We start from the raw sequence: 16,952 nt of genomic DNA, 5'->3' as shown, positions 1-16,952 counted from the left end.
TTAATGTCCTCCTTTTTGATGGTGTTGATCTTGTAGACGTTGGATGTGAAGCGTAATATAACCAAGTTCTGACTCGGGCAAGACGATGCCATATGTCTCTTCCATTTCTTTCGCGACATCAGATGCGCACGCATAAGCAGACGTGAACTTCGTCTGAATCATGCGAAGCATGTCTTCATCAATCGTGTGATGATCGTAATGGTTGACCCGATCCATGACGAACCGTAAATGGGTTAATAATCGTTGGTAGGATAAGTCATCTTCTTCAATGGATACATCGAGTCGTCTTGAAATCGATTGAATCATGTCGCGGACAATCGTTGTCTGTTTGACCGTCTTGCGTAAATCACCTCCTTTCACTTTCATCGTATGGATATGAAGCGCGATGAACGCGGCTTCGTCTTTCGGCATTTTCACGTTGAGCTTTTCAGCGATATGTTCAATCGCCCACAGTCCAATCTCGTACTCATTGCGATAGAGGATTTTAATCTCATTCAACAGTTTGTTGCGTAATAAGATGCCATCCATCTCCCGTTCGATGGCGAACGAGATGTGGTCGGTCAAGACGATGTGGATATGTTCGTTGAACGATGTCTCGAGACGCTTCTCTGCATAGGAGATAATATCCTCGGAAACGGTGAAGTGCTCAACCGGGATCCGACTCAATAACTGTTGGAACTTGTCATTCTCTGGCATGATGAAAAACTTTTCGATTTTATGTGGATTGACGATGTCGTTCTTCGTTTTTTTAAACGCGACGCCCGGACCAATCGCAATCTTTTCTTCCCCATCATCTGAGACGATGACCGCATTGTTGTTTAGAATCTTTTTGATTTTAATCATGTGTCCTCCTTGTTCCGGAGTCACGCTTCCACTCGGGCGACAACCGTCTTGCCTGGTACGGCTTCCTTCGTGAATGTGAAGGCGTAATGATGAGCAAGCGCGCCTCCATTCGTCACGACCATTGGCGTGACCGTGTCCTTACCGGCTTGATGGATTTGTGCTAAGTCTGCTGTCAGTAACAGCTGTCCCGTCTTAACGTGGTCGCCCACATCTACTTGAAGATCAAACGGTCGACCTTCGAGTTCGACGGTATCGAGACCGACGTGAATCAAAATCTCAGCCCCATCCTCGGTCCGAATGCCGATGGCGTGCTTTGTCGGAGCGATTTGTACGATTTCGCCGTCAGCCGGTGAGACGACGGCGCCATCCGTTGGTGTGATGGCAATACCGTCGCCCATCATTTTTTCGCTGAAGACCGAGTCCGCTACTTGTTCGAGTGGAATGACGTCTCCTTCCATTGGTGAGTGCAGTGTGGGTTTGTGTCGATTCATTAACTTATTCCATAGCATATCTACTACATCCTTTCTTGAAACAAAACGCCGAAAAACAAAACAGGCATGGAGTATAGACGGGTGGCATGCACCGTACGTCTTACCCCATGCCTGATCGAATCAGTCACATGTGATCGCTATTCGTTTCTTCACGTTCAACATAACATGTGTGGATTTAAGACACAAGACTTTTTTGAAAGCGTTCTCTAAAATTTTACAAGGCAGAGAATCTGTTGTATAGTAAGGACGAATCTAAGTGAGAAAGGTGTTGCATGTTGATGAGTGAGGTTGTATCTGCCTAACGAACTGAAAAATGTCGGATGACACGTTTATTTGTCATGCCGTCATGTTCCGTTACAGATACCGCCCATCAAAAACTGCCAGACACCGGTCTGTCTTTTTGCGTTGGTCGTCATCGACCGACGCTTTTTTGTTTGCGCGGTATCTCGATTCTATCATTTGAGGAGAGAGACACATGGACGAACAAACATTTGAAAAATTACAATACAACGAATTGATGACGAGAGTAGAGCGCTTCTGCATCAGCGGATTCGGGAGAAGGTTACTCAGACAACAACGTCCGACGAGCCACATCGCGACGGTGAAGAAACGTCTGCAGGAAACGTCCGAAGCCCGAGCGATTTTAGATGCGACGTCACACGTCCCATTTATCGGCGTGTCTGACATGGAGACGATTATCGGGAAACTGCAACGAGGCATCCAACTCGAAGCAACAGAACTTGAAGCGGTCGCCGAGTTTTTACGGGGAGCGCGCAAACTGAAACGATTCATGCTCGAACATGAATTCTTTGCACCGCTTCTTTCGGCTTATGCTGTCGGGATGGGCGAATGGCGGACGCTAGAAGAAGACATCACACGAGCGATTCGAGCTGGTCAAGTCGTCGACGAGGCGTCGAAAGAGTTGAAGCGGATTCGCAAGCAAGTCGACATTTTGGAAGGACGAATCGAGGAACGATTGAACAAATTCTTAAAGAGCGCTGCCAATCGCGAGATGATTCAAGACGGATTTGTCACGAAAAAACAGGACCGCTTCACGATCCCAATCAAAGCTTCATACAAGCACAAAGTAGCGGGTACGATTGTAGACACATCGAATCGAGGCACGACGGTCTTTATCGAACCGGAAGCCATATCAAAATTGAATGCAGAACTCGTCGTCAAGCGTACGGAAGAAGCGGTGGAAGTGTATCAAGTGTTGGCGACATTGACGGGAGCAGTGACTGAAGTCCTTCCTGAAATTGAATCGACACTCGATGTCATCGCCCAGTACGATATGGTTTTCGCCAAAGGGAAGTATAGTCAATCGATTAATGGCGTGACACCACACGTGAATGCGACTGGTCGAATTCAATTGAAACAAGTACGTCATCCACTCTTAGAAAGTGCCGTTCCACTCGATTTTGCCATCGGGACGGACTATCGCGGCTTAATTATCACCGGACCGAACGCCGGCGGAAAGACGGTCGTATTGAAAACGATTGGACTTCTCAGTCTCATGACCATGACAGGATTGCATATCCCGGCACACACCGACACGGTCATCTCTACATTCGATGAGGTGTTCGTCGATATCGGAGATAATCAAGATTTGGAGTCGGCACTCAGTACGTTCTCGGCGCATATGCACAATGTGGCGAATATTATGCAAACCGCTGGAAAACGGTCACTCTTGTTATTCGACGAAATCGGAAGCGGTACGGAACCGAACGAAGGAGCCGCTCTTGCAATTGCCATCTTAGAAGCGGCATATAAACGAGGGGCGATTGTCGTGGCTTCGACCCATTACGGAGAAATCAAATCGTATTCTGAATCCCACCCAGATTTCATGAACGCTGCGATGCAGTTTGACCCGGAAACGCTCGAACCGAAATATCGATTGCTCATGGGGCAGTCTGGTGATAGCAACGCCCTCTTTATCGCCCGCAAGATGAAGTTGCCGGAAGCGATATTGAAACAGGCATCTCGTTACATGAACGAGAAAACGTATGACACTACGAAAGTCGATGATTCTAAAATCACACGCGAAATCGAAGCGGCACCGCTTGAAGAGGCGGAACGCTTTGAAAAAGGTGACCGTGTCCGGTTGTTAGAGACGAATCAAGTCGGGCTTGTCTATGCGTTCGATGCATCTCGTCGGCATGTCCGAGTGTTCGTGAATGACGATTACGTAGAGTTGCCGAGTCGTCGTGTCCGGTTAGAAGCACGTGCCACAGAGCTTTATCCGGCTGACTATGATTTGGAAACGCTATTCACGACGTATCAGGAACGAAAGGAGGCGCACGACTTCGAACGAGGATCGAAAAAAGCGCTACGGCGAGTGGAGAAAGAGATTCGGGAAAGAAAGAAACAAGAGCGATCTAACCGAAAATGAATGTGACATACAGCGAAAGGGTAAAAGCACATAGGGAGAAGTCTTAATGCGGGAGGGGCTTATGTGTTCGAGTTAAGTTTTTGGTTTGCACTCGGTTTTGCGATGATTCACTTTTTTTCAGGAAAGCTCATTCATGTGCGTGAAGTGCCGAGGAGCCGTTTTTTATCAGTGGCGGGCGGGATTGCCGTTGCTTATGTATTCCTTCATCTATTGCCAGAGTTAAATGAGTACCAACGTGAACTAGAAGGGGAGATTGGAAACAACGTCTTCGCCTCCCTCGAGAACCATATCTTGATCATCAGTATGTTAGGACTGGCTGTCTTTTACGGGCTCGAGCGATTCGCAACGGCCAACAAACGTAAACAAAAACCGTATGTGTTTTGGATTCACATAGGTTCATTCACGCTCTATACGTTTAGCATCGGATATGTGCTCGCAGAAAGTGAATTTCAGTCAAATGGGACGATGTTTCTTTACTTCATAGCGCTTGGCATTCACTTTGTTACGGTCGATCAAGGATTGCGTCAGCATCATCAACAACTTTATGATCGACAGGGACGCGTCTTGTTAGCGCTTGCTGTACTTGTAGGGTGGGCGGTCGGTTCGTTTGGAGAAGTGAATGAACTCGGTCTATCTATCGTTGTCGCCTTTTTGGCAGGTGGCGTCATCTTGAACGTCATGAAAGAAGAGTTACCTGCTGAGCGAGAGAGTAGTTTTGGTGCATTTTTGATTGGTTTATTAGGATATGCGTTTTTATTACTCGTCATATAAAAAGGCAGCCACCGCGTGTGGCTGCCTTTTGACTTACAAGCTGTTGCTTTGACTCTCTACATTGCTATCGTTCTCTGTTGAAGCGTCGTCATGATGTGGTCCGTGACCATGGCCATGGCGACCACCTTCTCGTCCACCGCGCATGCCACGTGCATCTTCTAAATCATCGTAACTCGTCACGTCAGCAAAGCGCTCTTCGTGATCCGCTAGGATTTGATCGGCCTCTTCTTGAGTCAATTTCCCGTCTTCCACAGCAGTCGTAAGTTTTTCTTCGTGTGACGTCATGATCGCGTCGATGAATGCATCAATTGAAATGCCTTTTTCTTCTGCGAGCTCATGAATCGACTGTCTATTTTCACGGGCTGCATCCACTTCTTCTTCTGTCAATCCGAGCGCCTCGATAAGCGCTGTATGACCCGCTTCTCGGTCACCAACCATGCCAGAACCTCTTTCTCCACGCTCGCATTGTGTCGATTCCGTCGTTGTCGATTCATCTGTCGTCGTGTCATTCGTCGCGGCATATACGCCAGTGCCTGAGACAGCCAATAGACTGGCCAAGGCGATTGCTAATTTTGTTGATTTCATGTATATCTCCTCCTTTTGATACTTCAAGTGTAGAACTTGAGAGAACTGAAGTTGTGAGAGAGTTGCAAGATTTCTGCAAATTGTCTTTGGGAAACGGTGGGGCATTCCATGTGTACGATATAATGGATGTGGAGGCGATAGAAGATGAACGTACTCGTAGTGGAAGATGAACAAAAACTTGCGGACGGCATGTCTCGCTTTTTAGTATATGCAGGGTTTAATGTGACAGTGGCGATGACCCTCAGCGAAGCGAAGCAACAGTTACATCAGCGCTTTGATGCAGTTTTACTCGACGTCCGTCTCCCTGATGGAGAAGGATGGACCTTGATTCCAACGTTAAAAGCGCAACAGCCCGCTCCTGCTATTATCCTGACGACGGCTCGTGGTGAAGCAGATGATCGCGTATTCGGATTAGAACTTGGGGCGGACGATTATTTGGTCAAACCCATCGTTTTGAAAGAATTGGAGATTCGCCTGAAGCGTCTCGTGAAACAGACCGATATGATTCGGTTCGGTGCGCTCACCATCGACCTCAAATCGAGGATGGTACAAGAGAACGGAAGAACGCTCCGGCTGACGAACAAAGAATATGAACTGCTCTTGTATTTATGGAAGCACGTCGGTGAGGCGTTGGATCGGAATCGCCTGCTCGACGATGTATGGGATTATGCGTTCGTCGGAGATACACGTACGGTCGACACCCATATTAAACAATTACGTGATAAATCACCTACACTAAAAGAACAGCTGAAGACCGTTCATCGGGTCGGTTATCGATTAGAGGGACTGTCATGAATCGCTTAATGAAGAAATTATTGTGGACAGCTATCTTGCCCCTTGCTGTGATGGCGCTTTTAACATTTGGTCTCACGTCACTTTTAATCGGACGGTTCGCAGAAGAGGAGACGTATACGCAATTGGAGCGCGAGGCGGCGATCGTGTATGAAGCCATCCAAGAAGGACGTGGAATTCCAGGTCAATTAGACGTACTCCTATTTCAAGACGGGCAACGTATCGAGCTAGAACGTGGTGGAAGGATGCACCGCATGATGCCGATCAGCCTCGACCCGGATGACTTAACAGTTCAGGACGAGGTGAGTGTGAACGGGACTCGTTTCTTGACGTATTTGCAAGAAGAAGGGAACGTTCAAATTGTGACGTACAGTCCTGTGCCATTCTCAAATCCACAGTTTCAGCAAATCTATCTCATCTTAGCGGGTGGATTTATTTTGGCACTGATGGTTGCCATCGGTGTCACGTTTTGGATGAGTCGACGGCTCACGCAACCGCTCGTCGAGTTGAAGCAAGCGACCGCATCGATTATGGAAGGACAACATCACATTACTCTTCCGAATGTGACGAACGATGAGATTGGGGATTTGACCGTCACGATCGGACAAATGAATGCCTCCCTTCAAGAAAAAGAGGCACTTCAAAAATCGTTCATCTCTGGAGTGACCCATGATGTGCGTACACCGCTCGCTATTGTCCGGAATGAGGCGGAAATGTTGGAACTCGGTGTCGTTAATGAGATGGAGGTGGCTATTACGGGCAAAAGCATTACGGAGGAAATAGACCGAATCGACCGGCTTGTCAATCAGATGCTCGAATACTCAAAGTTGTCCTCTGGGACGATTCCACTTGAAATGGAATCGCTTCAACTAGATGACTTAGTTCGCCGATTAACGTCACGCATGTCCGAGTGGTTCCGACAAAAAGACGTGACGCTCGATCTGCAACTCGAAACGGTATCGATTCAAGCCGATCGATTGGCGATGGAACGGGTTCTCTCGAACTTTTTAAGAAATGCGTATGAAGCGAGCCCTATCGGCGGACGTATCACAATCAAACTGACACCTAATCGACTAGAAGTAACAGACGAAGGGAACGGGATTGACCCTGTCGTCCAACTTTCGATTTGGGATATGTATGTGAAAGGAGACCGCTCAAACGGACATGGTCTAGGTCTCGCTATCACGAAATTACTTCTTGAAGCACAAGGACTTTCTTATGGGGTCGAGTCAGAGAAGGGGGCGACGTTTTGGATCGAATGGACATGACTTTATTTTTACGTGGGGTGCGGTTAGAGAAAGACCGCATCCAATCAACGGGTTATCCTTACTCGTTACCAATCTTTCAGACACTCGATGAACTGACGTTTCATCATCCGGTCACGTTTCTCGTTGGAGAGAACGGGAGTGGAAAGTCGACGTTGATTGAGGGGATGGCCGTGGCGGCTGGATTCAACCCAGAAGGCGGAGCACCTTCCTTCCAATTCGAAACGGAGTCAACGCATAGTTCTTTGTATGAAGCGCTGCGCCCGATTCGAGGACCGTATCGTCCGAAAGACGGATTTTTCTTACGTGCGGAAACGGCATATCAGTTGTCGAGTTATGTGGATGAGATGGCGAAACTTGGACCTGACATGGAGCGATTCTATGAAGCGTACGGAGGACGTTCCCTTCATGAGCAGTCGCACGGGGAAGCGTTCCTCTCCCTCATGTTGCATCGATTCCGTGGCGATGGCCTCTATATTTTGGATGAGCCCGAGGCCGCGTTGTCACCGATGCGGCAACTGACGATGCTTGCTCGGATGCATGAACTTGTACAATCCGGCAGTCAATTTATCATCGCCAGTCACTCGCCCATCTTGATGTCGTATCCGGGTGCGATGATCTTACAAGTGGAGACGGGACTTTCCCCGACGCTGTTTGATGACCTCGAGCATGTACGGGTCATGCGCGACTATTTACAAGCGCCGGAGCGGATGCAGCGGATTTTATTTGAAGAGTAAAACGGTCACGATGTAAGCGTTTTAATTTTATGTTGACGTCAAGATTTATAGGGAGTATGCTTATATCGAAAAGAAGAAAATCCACTTTGGGATTGTTACTGGTGATGCAGGCAAAACCTAAATTGACGCCATGACTCCACATTGGACTCTGGTGTGAATTTAGGTTTTTTTCTTTTCAGTTCAGTTGAATGAGAGCGAGGTGAGGAGACCGTGCAGATTTCAAAAGTGTATAACAACAACGTCGTAGCAATCGATGCGAACGGTCAAGAACAGGTCGTGATGGGACGTGGGATTGCGTTTCAAAAACGACCCGGCGATGTCATTGACCAGGCGCGAATCGAAAAAATCTTTACGCTCGAGAGTAAAGAAAGCTATGAGCGTTTCGTTCACTTTTTAAATGAAATGCCGACAGCTGAGATGGAAACAGTGAAGCAAATTGTCAGATTGGCCGAACAGCGGTTGAATCAACCCATTCATGATTCGCTCTATGTGACACTAGCGGACCACCTCCATTTCGCACTTAGTCGGTATCAGGATGGAATCCAAATTCGAAATCCCCTCGTTTGGGAAGTGAAACGATTTTATGCTCCGGAGTTCGCTATCGGAAAAGAAGCGGTTAACCTGATTAATGAGCGGCACGAGGTCAAGCTTGATGAAGACGAAGCAGTTGCGATTGCCTTACACCTCGTCAATGCGACAATGTCTGGTGTCAAGGGTGAAAACCTTCATCTTGTCACCGAGATGACGAGAGCTACGCAAGCGATTCTGACGATCATTACGTACCATTTTCAAATCGAATTGGACGAAGAATCATACGCGTATGCACGATTTTTGACCCATTTAAAATATTTTGTGCAGCGCCTCGCATCCGGAGAGAGGGTCAAATCAACGGGTGACGAAACCCTGTTCCTGATGGTAAAACAGCGATATCCAGAAGCGTTTGAATGTGTCGAAAAAATCGCAGGGTTGATTGCGACGAAATATCATTACGACGTGTCGATGGACGAACGACTGTATATGATGATTCATATCGAAAACTTAATGAAAGAGCGTCGATCCTAAGGATGGTTACTGATGATGCAGGCCAAACCTAAATGACTACACAAGTTGTTGTGTGGTGATTTAGGTTTTTCTTTTTACCTAAAATGATAAGGAGTGAACAAAATGGACCAATACAAACAACTGGCAGAAACGATTGTGGAGCATGTCGGCGGTAAGGAAAACGTCAAAAGCGTCTTTCACTGTGCAACACGATTACGCTTCAAACTAAAAGATGAATCAAAGGCGAGTGCGGCTACATTGAAACAACAAGATGGTATCATCACCGTCGTTCAAAGCGGCGGACAGTTTCAAGTCGTAATCGGAAACAATGTACCATACGTCTATAAAGAGATTGTCGAAGTCGGCGGGTTTCAAACTGCATCGACCGACGCTGAAGAGAAAACAGGCGTGTTCAACCGACTGATTGATGTGATTGCCGGAATCTTTACTCCAATTCTCGGACCAATGGCAGGTAGTGGTCTTTTGAAAGGATTGCTTGCGATTCTCGTTGCGCTCGGATTATTGAAACAAGAGATGGGAACGTATGTCGTCTTAAATGCTGCGGCAGACGCACTATTTTACTTCCTACCCGTGATTTTAGGACATTCGGCTGCGAAGAAATTTGGTGGGAACCCGTACATTGGGATGATTATCGGGGGGGCGCTCGTTTATCCTTCGATTGTCGCGATTCAAGGAGCGGGTGAGTCGTTAACGTTTCTCAATGTACCAGTCGTCTTGATGAGTTATGCGTCTTCGGTCATTCCAATCATCTTGGCGACATACATGTCTTCAAAAGTCGAAACATTCTTCAACCGCCATACACATGAGGCGGTCCGAAATTTCACGACGCCGATGATGGCATTGTTACTTGTTGTCCCGTTGACTTTTTTAGCAATTGGACCGGTCGCGACGTATGCGAGTCAAGGGTTGGCGAACGGATATTCGTTCTTATATGATTTGAGTCCGACAATCGCCATCGCATTCATCGGTGCGTTCTGGCAAGTGCTCGTCATGTTCGGACTTCACTGGGGACTTGTGCCGATCATCATCAACAACTTATCGGTTGTCGGTATGGATACGATCGTTGTCGGTGTATTGATGGCCACATTTGGTCAGGTCGGTGCTGTTTTAGCAATCACGTTAAAGGCGAAAAATCCAAAGGTGAAAGGTTTAGGGACTTCCTCTACCATTGCGGGTGTCTTCGGGATTACAGAACCGGCTATGTACGGATTGACGTTACCTCGTAAGAAGCCATTCGTTTTCGGGATGATTGGTGGAGCGGCAGGTGGTGTTATTGGTGGTCTGTTCGGTACAGCAGCTTATGCGATGGGAGGACTCGGAATCTTCAGTATCCCAGTTATGATTCCGGCAACGGGTGTCGATTTAGCCTTTTACGGCGCATTTATTGGAATGGCGGTAGCAGCAGTGGTCGCCCTCGTATTGACAATGGTGTTCCACAAAGAAGAAGCGACAGTCGAGTCGCAGGAACAAGAAGTCGCAGAGTCTGTATCTGAGCAAGTAGGTTTTCCGGTCTCAGCTCCATTGAAAGGAGAAGTCGTGTCACTTGAGACGGTTCAAGATGAAGTGTTCTCGAGTGGGGCGATAGGGAAAGGAATTGCCATCATGCCTTCAGAAGGTACAGTGTATGCTCCGTTTGACGGCGAAATCGTCACGGTTTACCCATCAAAACATGCAATCGGCCTTCGATCTAATACCGGTGTGGAAGTATTGATTCACATTGGTATAGACACGGTTAAACTAAACGGAAAGTACTTTGAAACATTTGTGACGGATGGACAGAAAGTGAAAGAAGGAGATTCGCTCGTCCGGTTTGATATGGATGCCATCGCTCGTGAAGGATATGACACGATCACGCCAATCATTGTGACGAATACCGATCATTATTTAGATGTATTGCCAACTTATACAGGAACGGTAGAAGCGAATCATGGCGTATTGCGTGTCATTGTATAACAAAGGAGGAGACAATGTGAAACAAGTGTCGAGTGAATTTTTATGGGGCGGGGCCACTGCGGCTAATCAACTAGAGGGCGGTTATCAGGAAGGCGGTAAAGGACTTTCGATTGCTGACGTGATGCCAGGTGGGAAACACCGAATGAAGATCATTCATGACCCAACGTTTGATTTTGAATTACATGATGAATATTCGTATCCGAACCATGAAGGGATCGACTTCTATCATCGCTATAAAGAAGATATCGCCCTCTTTAGGGAAATGGGATTCAAGACATTCCGTATGTCAATTGCCTGGTCACGAATCTTCCCGAAAGGAGATGAAATGGAACCGAATGAGGAAGGTCTTCAATTTTACGATCGTGTCATCGATGAGTTGGTCGCACAAGGAATCGAACCACTTGTCACGATTTCTCACTATGAAATGCCGCTACATCTTGCAAAACAATATGGGGGTTGGCGGGACCGCCGTCTCGTCACATATTTTGAACGATATAGTCGCGTTTTATTCGAACGTTATCAAGGTAAGGTCAAATATTGGTTGACGTTTAACGAAATCAATGGAGCTCAATTCATGCCGATGCTCAGTCTCGGAATTGCGATTCGGGAAGAAGAAAACACGTTACAACTCACGTATCAAGGACTTCATCACCAACTGGTCGCAAGTGCACTTGCGACGAAAGCGGCACGCGAGATTGACCCATCGATGCAAATTGGATGTATGCTCATCGCGGCCCCCGTTTATCCGTATAGTTCGAACCCGGATGATGTTTGGTATGCACACGATGCTGAGCGGATGATGAACTTCTTCTGCGGAGACGTTCATGTACGCGGGAAGTATCCGAACTTTGCGAAACGATTCTTCCAAGAGAATGGCATTGAACTCGAAATGGAAGATAGCGATCTTGAAATCCTAAAAGAAAATACAGTTGATTTCTTTTCGCTCAGTTACTATATGTCCCGTACTGAAAAAGCTGAAAAGAACCAGGATGAATCGGAAGGAAATATCATGAGTGGGGTCAAAAATCCATATTTACAGGCGAGCGACTGGGGATGGGAAATTGATCCGACGGGACTTCGCGTTATCTTGAACAAGTTATATGAGCGTTATGAGGTTCCTTTATTCATCGTTGAGAACGGGCTAGGCGCATATGACAAAGTCGAGTCGGACGGAACGATTCATGACCATTACCGTATCGATTACTTGCGTGACCATTTGAAAGGGATGATGGACGCAATCGAAGATGGAGTCGAAGTGATGGGATATACGAGTTGGGGCTGTATTGACTTGGTGAGTGCTTCGACAGGTGAGTATAGCAAACGGTATGGTTTCATTTATGTGGATCGACATGACGATAGTACCGGTACGTTAGAACGAAAACGGAAAGAGTCATTCTTTTGGTATCAAGAGGTGATTCGTTCACAAGGCGCAAGCTTGTATGAAGAAGAATCAGTCAAATGAAAAAAAACGGCCTCGGCCGTTTTTTTCATGCTTTCGTAATCTTTCGCAATAAGATGATCGCGAGACTAACGCCTCCGGCAATCAACATATACGTAACAATATCCATCCACGTGCTCATTCGTCGTCTCCTTCCGCAAATAAAGCGAGTTCTCCTTGAGGCATCGCGACCAATAGATAGTCGTCTCCGCCAAGTGGTCTCGCGTCCCCTGCTTGCCAGCACTCAAAGTGCTCTTGGTATCCGTTGATGAAGAGAAGAGAGCCGGATTCAAATTCCAGTTCGAGATGCGGGTGATCGTCTCCGAGCCGTACGTGATGGATGCGCTCTCGTCTTAAGCGCATGAGCTGTTCGAGTTGTTCACCTTCGTCAAACGTGTTTTGTGTGGCGTGTACATGCCACGGTCCCTCGATAGAGATCCAAGATTCCAGTCCTTGGCGACTGAAATAGAGGAGATGATGGTTCGGGCCGGAACCGAAGTCGATTCCGACAAAGGAAGAGGCGATAAAGAGGTGATGCAAAATAGATGTCGCTTTTTCGTACTCTGTGGTAGACACACCGGCACCTCACTTTAACAAGTTACTATGATTATCATTTCACGTTACCATGCTAAAGTAAATGAATCTAACTCAGTCTAGGAAAGAAAGTGTAATTTCGGTTTGTTTCTCGTTTTTCAAATCTTATTACGCGTCGACAAAGGCAGCGCCGATCACGCCCGCATCTCCTGACAATTGAGTGAGGCATAGACGCGTTTTTCCACTAGCATGTGGATACATTTTATTCGAGACTGCTTGTTGTAATTCGTTCCAAAATAATGAGGCCGACATCATGACACCGCCACCCAATACAATCACATCCGGATCGACGGTATGAATGATATTAGCTAGTCCACTAGCCAGTTCTTCGACAAAGTGATGGCGGTCTTCGGCATCCAATAATAGCGAAGGTACATTTGTATATCCTTTATCGTTAGCTCGCTTTATGAGTGCTGTACCACTAGCGAGTGATTCGAGAGAGCCTCGATTCAGTACAGGGTGAGCTGGTCCGTTCGAACGGATAATCATATTCCCGATTTCACCGGCACTGCCGTTTGCCCCTCGAATGATTTGATGTTTATACACGTAACCGCCACCAATTCCCGTGCTGACTGTTACATAAAAAACGGAATCGTACCCTTTTCCAGCTCCGAATTTCGCTTCTGCGAGTGCAGCAGCGTTCGCATCGTTTTCAAGCGAGACAGAAAGATTTAAGCGTTGATTTAAAGGTTCAATGATTTTTTGATTATGGCAATTCGGAAGGTTCGGAGGAGTTAAAAACATCCCTCTCTTTAAATCGAGAGGCCCGGGTGCCACGATGCCGACATGCTGGATGTCGAACTCGACACCGAATTGATGGATCGCCATCTCAATAGATTGTAGTGTCTCCTCGAAAGGTAATTGCGGTTGCGTTTTAAACGTGTATTGTTTTAATACATCTCCTTTTAATGACACGGCGGCAATCCGAGTGTTGGTTCCTCCTAAGTCGATACCGATTCGAATGGTTTGTTTCTCATCGGAAGGAACACCAGCTACAAGACAAGTCGCTTCTCCCTCAATCAAGAATGACTCATTGGCAGGAAGGAGGAGTGTGCCGCCGGTATGGACTTCCATATCGTCAATAATTAATGTTCCTTGAACGACAGATAGTAACCGAAATGTGTCAGTAGTGATCCTTTCTTTCGCGGCAACATTCCATTTTTCAACAAAGAAAAATGAATTTTTCGTCAAACTTGTTCGAAAATGATCCAGTTGGCGGATTGGTTCGCTGTATTCAAGATGAGGGACGAAAGAAGCGGTTGTACCCTTCTCCACATGAAGTTCACGAGGACAACCGGTCGTCAAATCCAGCCGATTGTAATCGTATAGACGATAGGTCGTGTCTGAACTTTGTTGAATTTCGAGTACGCATACTCCTCTTGTCAATGCATGGATTGTGCCAGCCGGGACATAGAAAAAATCACCGGGACGAATCGATTTTCGTATCAAACCGTTTTCCAAATCCCCTGTTTCAAGCGCTTTATTGAAATCTTTTGAGGTGGTATAGGAGTGACCGTAAATGAGTGTCGCATCTGCCGGAGCATCTAAAATATACCAACATTCATTTTTTCCATAAGGTTCATTTTCAAGTCGGTTTGCTAATGAATCATCTGGATGAACTTGGACAGACAAATCGTCGTTTGCGTCAATCCATTTAATCAGTAGAGGAAACTCGTCCGCGCTAATTTGAAACAACTCTGGATGTTGTTGATAGAGCTCACGTAAAGACAGACCGAAGTAAGGTTCAGACGCAACAGAAGTTCCTCCTTTTTCTAATGCAGAAGCTGTCCAGGCTTCACCAATCGAATGTTCATTGAATTCAAAACCAAATTGCTTCAGACGTTCTCCACCCCAAAGTCGATGTTGATAGTGCGGCTGTAAAAGAATAGTGCTCATATCCATCCTCCTTCGAAATTAATATACACTTATAAATTTAAAAACTAAATAAAGTTTAAATCAAGTATAGACATGAAATTAATCATGTGTATAATAAAAGTTGTAAACGATTTCAAATAAGGAGTGAAGACACATGAAGAAAATCTTATTAGCGTGTAGTTCTGGTATGTCGACGAGTTTGCTCGTGACGAAAATGAAAGACCATGCCACATCAATCGGGGATGAGGCAAAAATTTGGGCAGTCGGACAAGACCAAGTCGTAACCGAGATGGACGAGGCGGATGTGATTTTAATCGGTCCACAAATGCGATTTTTATTAGACAAATTGAAAGCGCAAACATCAACACCGATTGAAGTAATCGATATGATGGCATACGGCACGGCGAATGGCAAAGCTGCGTACGAACAAGCGTTGAAATTAATGGGGTGAACGAGATGGAAAATGTCGATGAATTAACATTGGAGCAAATGGCATTCATGATGATTCTGCACAGTGGCAATGCGAGAAGTACGATTCAGGAAGCGATTCAACTGTACAAAACGAGTTCTTATGAAACGTTTGAAGAAAAGATTGTTGAGGCACGTGAACAACTGAAAGAAGCACATCAAACACATTTCTCACAAATTCAGCGAGAAGCAAATGGAGAAAAAACAGATGTATCATTATTGCTTCTTCATGCAGAAGACCATTTAATGTCTACGCAAACGATGCTCGATTTGACAGCTAGTTTGGTCGAAATGGTCGAACAAAAGATTGTAAATCCTAATCAAGAAGGGTGAATCATATGTCACAGGACAATAAAATGTTCAACATGATCAGTAAACTGCTCATGCCGATGGCGACCTATTTAAATAACAGTCGCTATTTACAAGTATTGCGAGATGCCTTCATGCTTGCTTTCCCAATTACCATGTTTGGGTCAATCATCGTTGTTATTGCCAACCTGCCATTTCTCGATCGCTTTATGTCCGAGAGTACATTAAATATCTTTAAATCATCATTAGGCATTGCACCTTCAGCAACAATGGGAATCATGTCCTTATTCGTTGTGTTTGGGATTGGATATTATCTTTCAAAAAGCTATGAAGTTGAAGCTGTATTTGGCGGAGTAATTTCTTTGGTTTCATTCCTTTTGGTCACTCCATTTGTAATTGAGATTGAAGGAATGAGTGAAGCCGTAGGTAATGTCCTTCCGTTAGATCGTCTTGGAGCAAAAGGGATGTTCCTTGCGATGATTACTGGATTTCTCTCTGCTGAGATGTATCGTTTTGTCGTTCAAAAAAATTGGACTATTAAAATGCCTGATGGAGTACCGCCGGCAGTGGCAAAGTCTTTCTCAGCCTTAGTACCGGCACTCCTCACGCTTTCAGTTTTCTTATCACTCAATATTATTGTAACTAATATTTTCGAGATGAACTTGCATGACATTATTTTCGATGTCGTTCAACAACCCCTCGTGAAGTTAGGGAATGGTCTCATTCCAACGTTAATTGCAATCTTCTTCGTTCAGCTATTTTGGTTCTTCGGACTCCATGGTCAAGTTATCGTCAACTCGGTAATGGACCCGATTTGGAACACGCTATCCGTTGAAAACTTGACAGCTTATACATCGACTGGGGAAGTACCGAACATTATCAGTAAGCAATTCATTGAAATCTACACGGTTGGGCTTGGTGGTTCAGGATCAACACTCGCTGTCGTTGTTGCCATTTTATTGTTCTTAAAATCAAAACAGTTGAAACAAATCGGAAAACTTTCCATTGGACCTGGACTATTCAACGTAAACGAACCGGTCATCTTCGGACTTCCAATCGTCATGAACCCGCTCATCATGATTCCTTGGATTGTCGCACCACTCGTGACGGTAACGGTCACGTATTTCGCGATGTCGACAGGTTTAGTGCCACCGCCGACGGGTGTAGCCGTTCCATGGACCGTCCCTATGTTCTTAAGTGGAATTATGGCCACGAATTCGCTCGCGGGAGGTCTTCTTCAAATCGTGAACTTCTTTATCATTTTGACGATTTGGTTCCCATTCTTGAAATTTATTGATCGAATGAACTTGAAGAAAGAATTAGAAGAATCAACAGATAAACAGGAAGCAGTGTAAACAAATAGAGAAAAATAGAAAC

16 protein-coding genes are annotated in these 16,952 nt (G+C 45.9%); 11 read left to right on the top strand and 5 right to left on the bottom strand.

Annotated features, from left to right (window positions below):
• Together KNO95_RS10815 and KNO95_RS10810 are read right to left on the bottom strand one after the other, a co-directional pair.
• Complete coding sequence (locus KNO95_RS10815; protein ID WP_251129395.1) at positions 1-843, bottom strand: PRD domain-containing protein; 843 nt, start codon at positions 841-843, stop codon at positions 1-3.
• A gap of 20 nt (positions 844-863) precedes the next feature.
• Complete coding sequence (locus tag KNO95_RS10810) at positions 864-1,352, bottom strand: PTS sugar transporter subunit IIA (protein WP_214703598.1); 489 nt, start codon at positions 1,350-1,352, stop codon at positions 864-866.
• Between the two features lie 457 nt (positions 1,353-1,809).
• On the opposite strand from KNO95_RS10810, the gene KNO95_RS10805 reads away from it, so the two are divergent.
• Together KNO95_RS10805 and KNO95_RS10800 are read left to right on the top strand one after the other, a co-directional pair.
• Entirely contained in the window at positions 1,810-3,726 is a 1,917-nt protein-coding gene (locus tag KNO95_RS10805) for an endonuclease MutS2 (RefSeq protein WP_214703599.1), read from the top strand.
• Positions 3,727-3,789: 63 nt separating this feature from the next.
• Positions 3,790-4,497 (top strand): hypothetical protein, encoded by a 708-nt coding sequence (locus tag KNO95_RS10800; RefSeq protein WP_214703600.1) that lies wholly within the window; start codon positions 3,790-3,792, stop codon positions 4,495-4,497.
• A gap of 33 nt (positions 4,498-4,530) precedes the next feature.
• On the opposite strand, the gene KNO95_RS10795 is transcribed toward KNO95_RS10800, so the two are convergent.
• Entirely contained in the window at positions 4,531-5,082 is a 552-nt protein-coding gene (locus KNO95_RS10795; RefSeq protein ID WP_214703601.1) for a hypothetical protein, read from the bottom strand.
• Between the two features lie 144 nt (positions 5,083-5,226).
• Here KNO95_RS10795 and KNO95_RS10790 point away from each other — a divergent pair, with 144 nt between their 5' ends.
• The 6 genes from KNO95_RS10790 to KNO95_RS10765 all read left to right on the top strand — a co-directional run bounded on the left by KNO95_RS10790 (position 5,227) and on the right by KNO95_RS10765 (position 12,353).
• Positions 5,227-5,877, top strand: coding sequence for a response regulator transcription factor (locus KNO95_RS10790; protein WP_026824624.1), 651 nt, complete (start codon positions 5,227-5,229; stop codon positions 5,875-5,877).
• Positions 5,874-7,142: a HAMP domain-containing sensor histidine kinase gene (locus KNO95_RS10785; RefSeq protein ID WP_214703602.1), complete on the top strand. Its 1,269-nt coding sequence runs from the start codon at positions 5,874-5,876 to the stop codon at positions 7,140-7,142. Before KNO95_RS10790 ends, KNO95_RS10785 begins: the two co-directional genes overlap by 4 nt.
• Complete coding sequence (locus KNO95_RS10780; protein WP_214703792.1) at positions 7,133-7,876, top strand: AAA family ATPase; 744 nt, start codon at positions 7,133-7,135, stop codon at positions 7,874-7,876. The genes KNO95_RS10785 and KNO95_RS10780 overlap by 10 nt, the downstream gene beginning before the upstream one ends.
• 210 nt (positions 7,877-8,086) lie before the next feature.
• Positions 8,087-8,938: a BglG family transcription antiterminator LicT gene (licT, locus tag KNO95_RS10775; RefSeq protein ID WP_214703603.1), complete on the top strand. Its 852-nt coding sequence runs from the start codon at positions 8,087-8,089 to the stop codon at positions 8,936-8,938.
• A gap of 102 nt (positions 8,939-9,040) precedes the next feature.
• Entirely contained in the window at positions 9,041-10,891 is a 1,851-nt protein-coding gene (locus tag KNO95_RS10770) for a beta-glucoside-specific PTS transporter subunit IIABC (RefSeq protein WP_214703604.1), read from the top strand.
• A gap of 16 nt (positions 10,892-10,907) precedes the next feature.
• A complete protein-coding gene (locus KNO95_RS10765; protein ID WP_214703605.1) occupies positions 10,908-12,353 on the top strand; it encodes a glycoside hydrolase family 1 protein in 1,446 nt (481 codons plus the stop codon).
• A gap of 114 nt (positions 12,354-12,467) precedes the next feature.
• Here the strand turns inward: KNO95_RS10765 and KNO95_RS10760 are convergent, their stop codons facing one another.
• A complete protein-coding gene (locus tag KNO95_RS10760) occupies positions 12,468-12,905 on the bottom strand; it encodes a hypothetical protein (protein ID WP_214700869.1) in 438 nt (145 codons plus the stop codon).
• A gap of 126 nt (positions 12,906-13,031) precedes the next feature.
• Positions 13,032-14,819, bottom strand: a complete 1,788-nt coding sequence (locus tag KNO95_RS10755) for a type I phosphomannose isomerase catalytic subunit (RefSeq protein WP_214703606.1) — start codon at positions 14,817-14,819, stop codon at positions 13,032-13,034.
• Positions 14,820-14,952: 133 nt separating this feature from the next.
• On the opposite strand from KNO95_RS10755, the gene KNO95_RS10750 reads away from it, so the two are divergent.
• From KNO95_RS10750 to celB, 3 genes are read left to right on the top strand one after another with little or no spacing between them, the layout of a single operon-like run.
• Entirely contained in the window at positions 14,953-15,249 is a 297-nt protein-coding gene (locus KNO95_RS10750; protein ID WP_026824620.1) for a PTS sugar transporter subunit IIB, read from the top strand.
• A 5-nt stretch (positions 15,250-15,254) separates the two neighbouring features.
• Positions 15,255-15,599 carry a PTS sugar transporter subunit IIA gene (locus tag KNO95_RS10745; protein WP_251125161.1) on the top strand — a complete coding sequence of 115 codons (345 nt, stop codon included), beginning with the start codon at positions 15,255-15,257 and terminating at the stop codon, positions 15,597-15,599.
• Positions 15,600-15,622: 23 nt separating this feature from the next.
• Entirely contained in the window at positions 15,623-16,930 is a 1,308-nt protein-coding gene (celB, locus tag KNO95_RS10740; RefSeq protein ID WP_214703811.1) for a PTS cellobiose transporter subunit IIC, read from the top strand.
• The last annotated feature ends 22 nt before the right edge of the window (positions 16,931-16,952 follow it).

Source organism: Exiguobacterium sp. ERU653 (genome assembly GCF_018617775.1).
Taxonomy (GTDB): Bacteria; Bacillota; Bacilli; order Exiguobacteriales; family Exiguobacteriaceae; genus Exiguobacterium; species Exiguobacterium marinum.
Note: the sequence above shows the minus strand (reverse complement) of the source record. Positions and strands in the feature narration are given on the sequence as shown.

Excerpts from the sequence above, each read along its gene's own strand:
- KNO95_RS10815 (WP_251129395.1), bottom strand. The coding sequence starts at position 843 with ATGATTAAAATCAAAAAGATTCTAAACAACAATGCGGTCATCGTCTCA.
- KNO95_RS10810 (WP_214703598.1), bottom strand. The coding sequence starts at position 1,352 with ATGCTATGGAATAAGTTAATGAATCGACACAAACCCACACTGCACTCA.
- KNO95_RS10805 (WP_214703599.1), top strand. The coding sequence starts at position 1,810 with ATGGACGAACAAACATTTGAAAAATTACAATACAACGAATTGATGACG.
- KNO95_RS10795 (WP_214703601.1), bottom strand. The coding sequence starts at position 5,082 with ATGAAATCAACAAAATTAGCAATCGCCTTGGCCAGTCTATTGGCTGTC.
- KNO95_RS10790 (WP_026824624.1), top strand. The coding sequence starts at position 5,227 with ATGAACGTACTCGTAGTGGAAGATGAACAAAAACTTGCGGACGGCATG.
- KNO95_RS10785 (WP_214703602.1), top strand. The coding sequence starts at position 5,874 with ATGAATCGCTTAATGAAGAAATTATTGTGGACAGCTATCTTGCCCCTT.
- KNO95_RS10780 (WP_214703792.1), top strand. The coding sequence starts at position 7,133 with ATGGACATGACTTTATTTTTACGTGGGGTGCGGTTAGAGAAAGACCGC.
- KNO95_RS10770 (WP_214703604.1), top strand. The coding sequence starts at position 9,041 with ATGGACCAATACAAACAACTGGCAGAAACGATTGTGGAGCATGTCGGC.
- KNO95_RS10755 (WP_214703606.1), bottom strand. The coding sequence starts at position 14,819 with ATGAGCACTATTCTTTTACAGCCGCACTATCAACATCGACTTTGGGGT.
- KNO95_RS10750 (WP_026824620.1), top strand. The coding sequence starts at position 14,953 with ATGAAGAAAATCTTATTAGCGTGTAGTTCTGGTATGTCGACGAGTTTG.
- KNO95_RS10745 (WP_251125161.1), top strand. The coding sequence starts at position 15,255 with ATGGAAAATGTCGATGAATTAACATTGGAGCAAATGGCATTCATGATG.
- celB (WP_214703811.1), top strand. The coding sequence starts at position 15,623 with ATGTTCAACATGATCAGTAAACTGCTCATGCCGATGGCGACCTATTTA.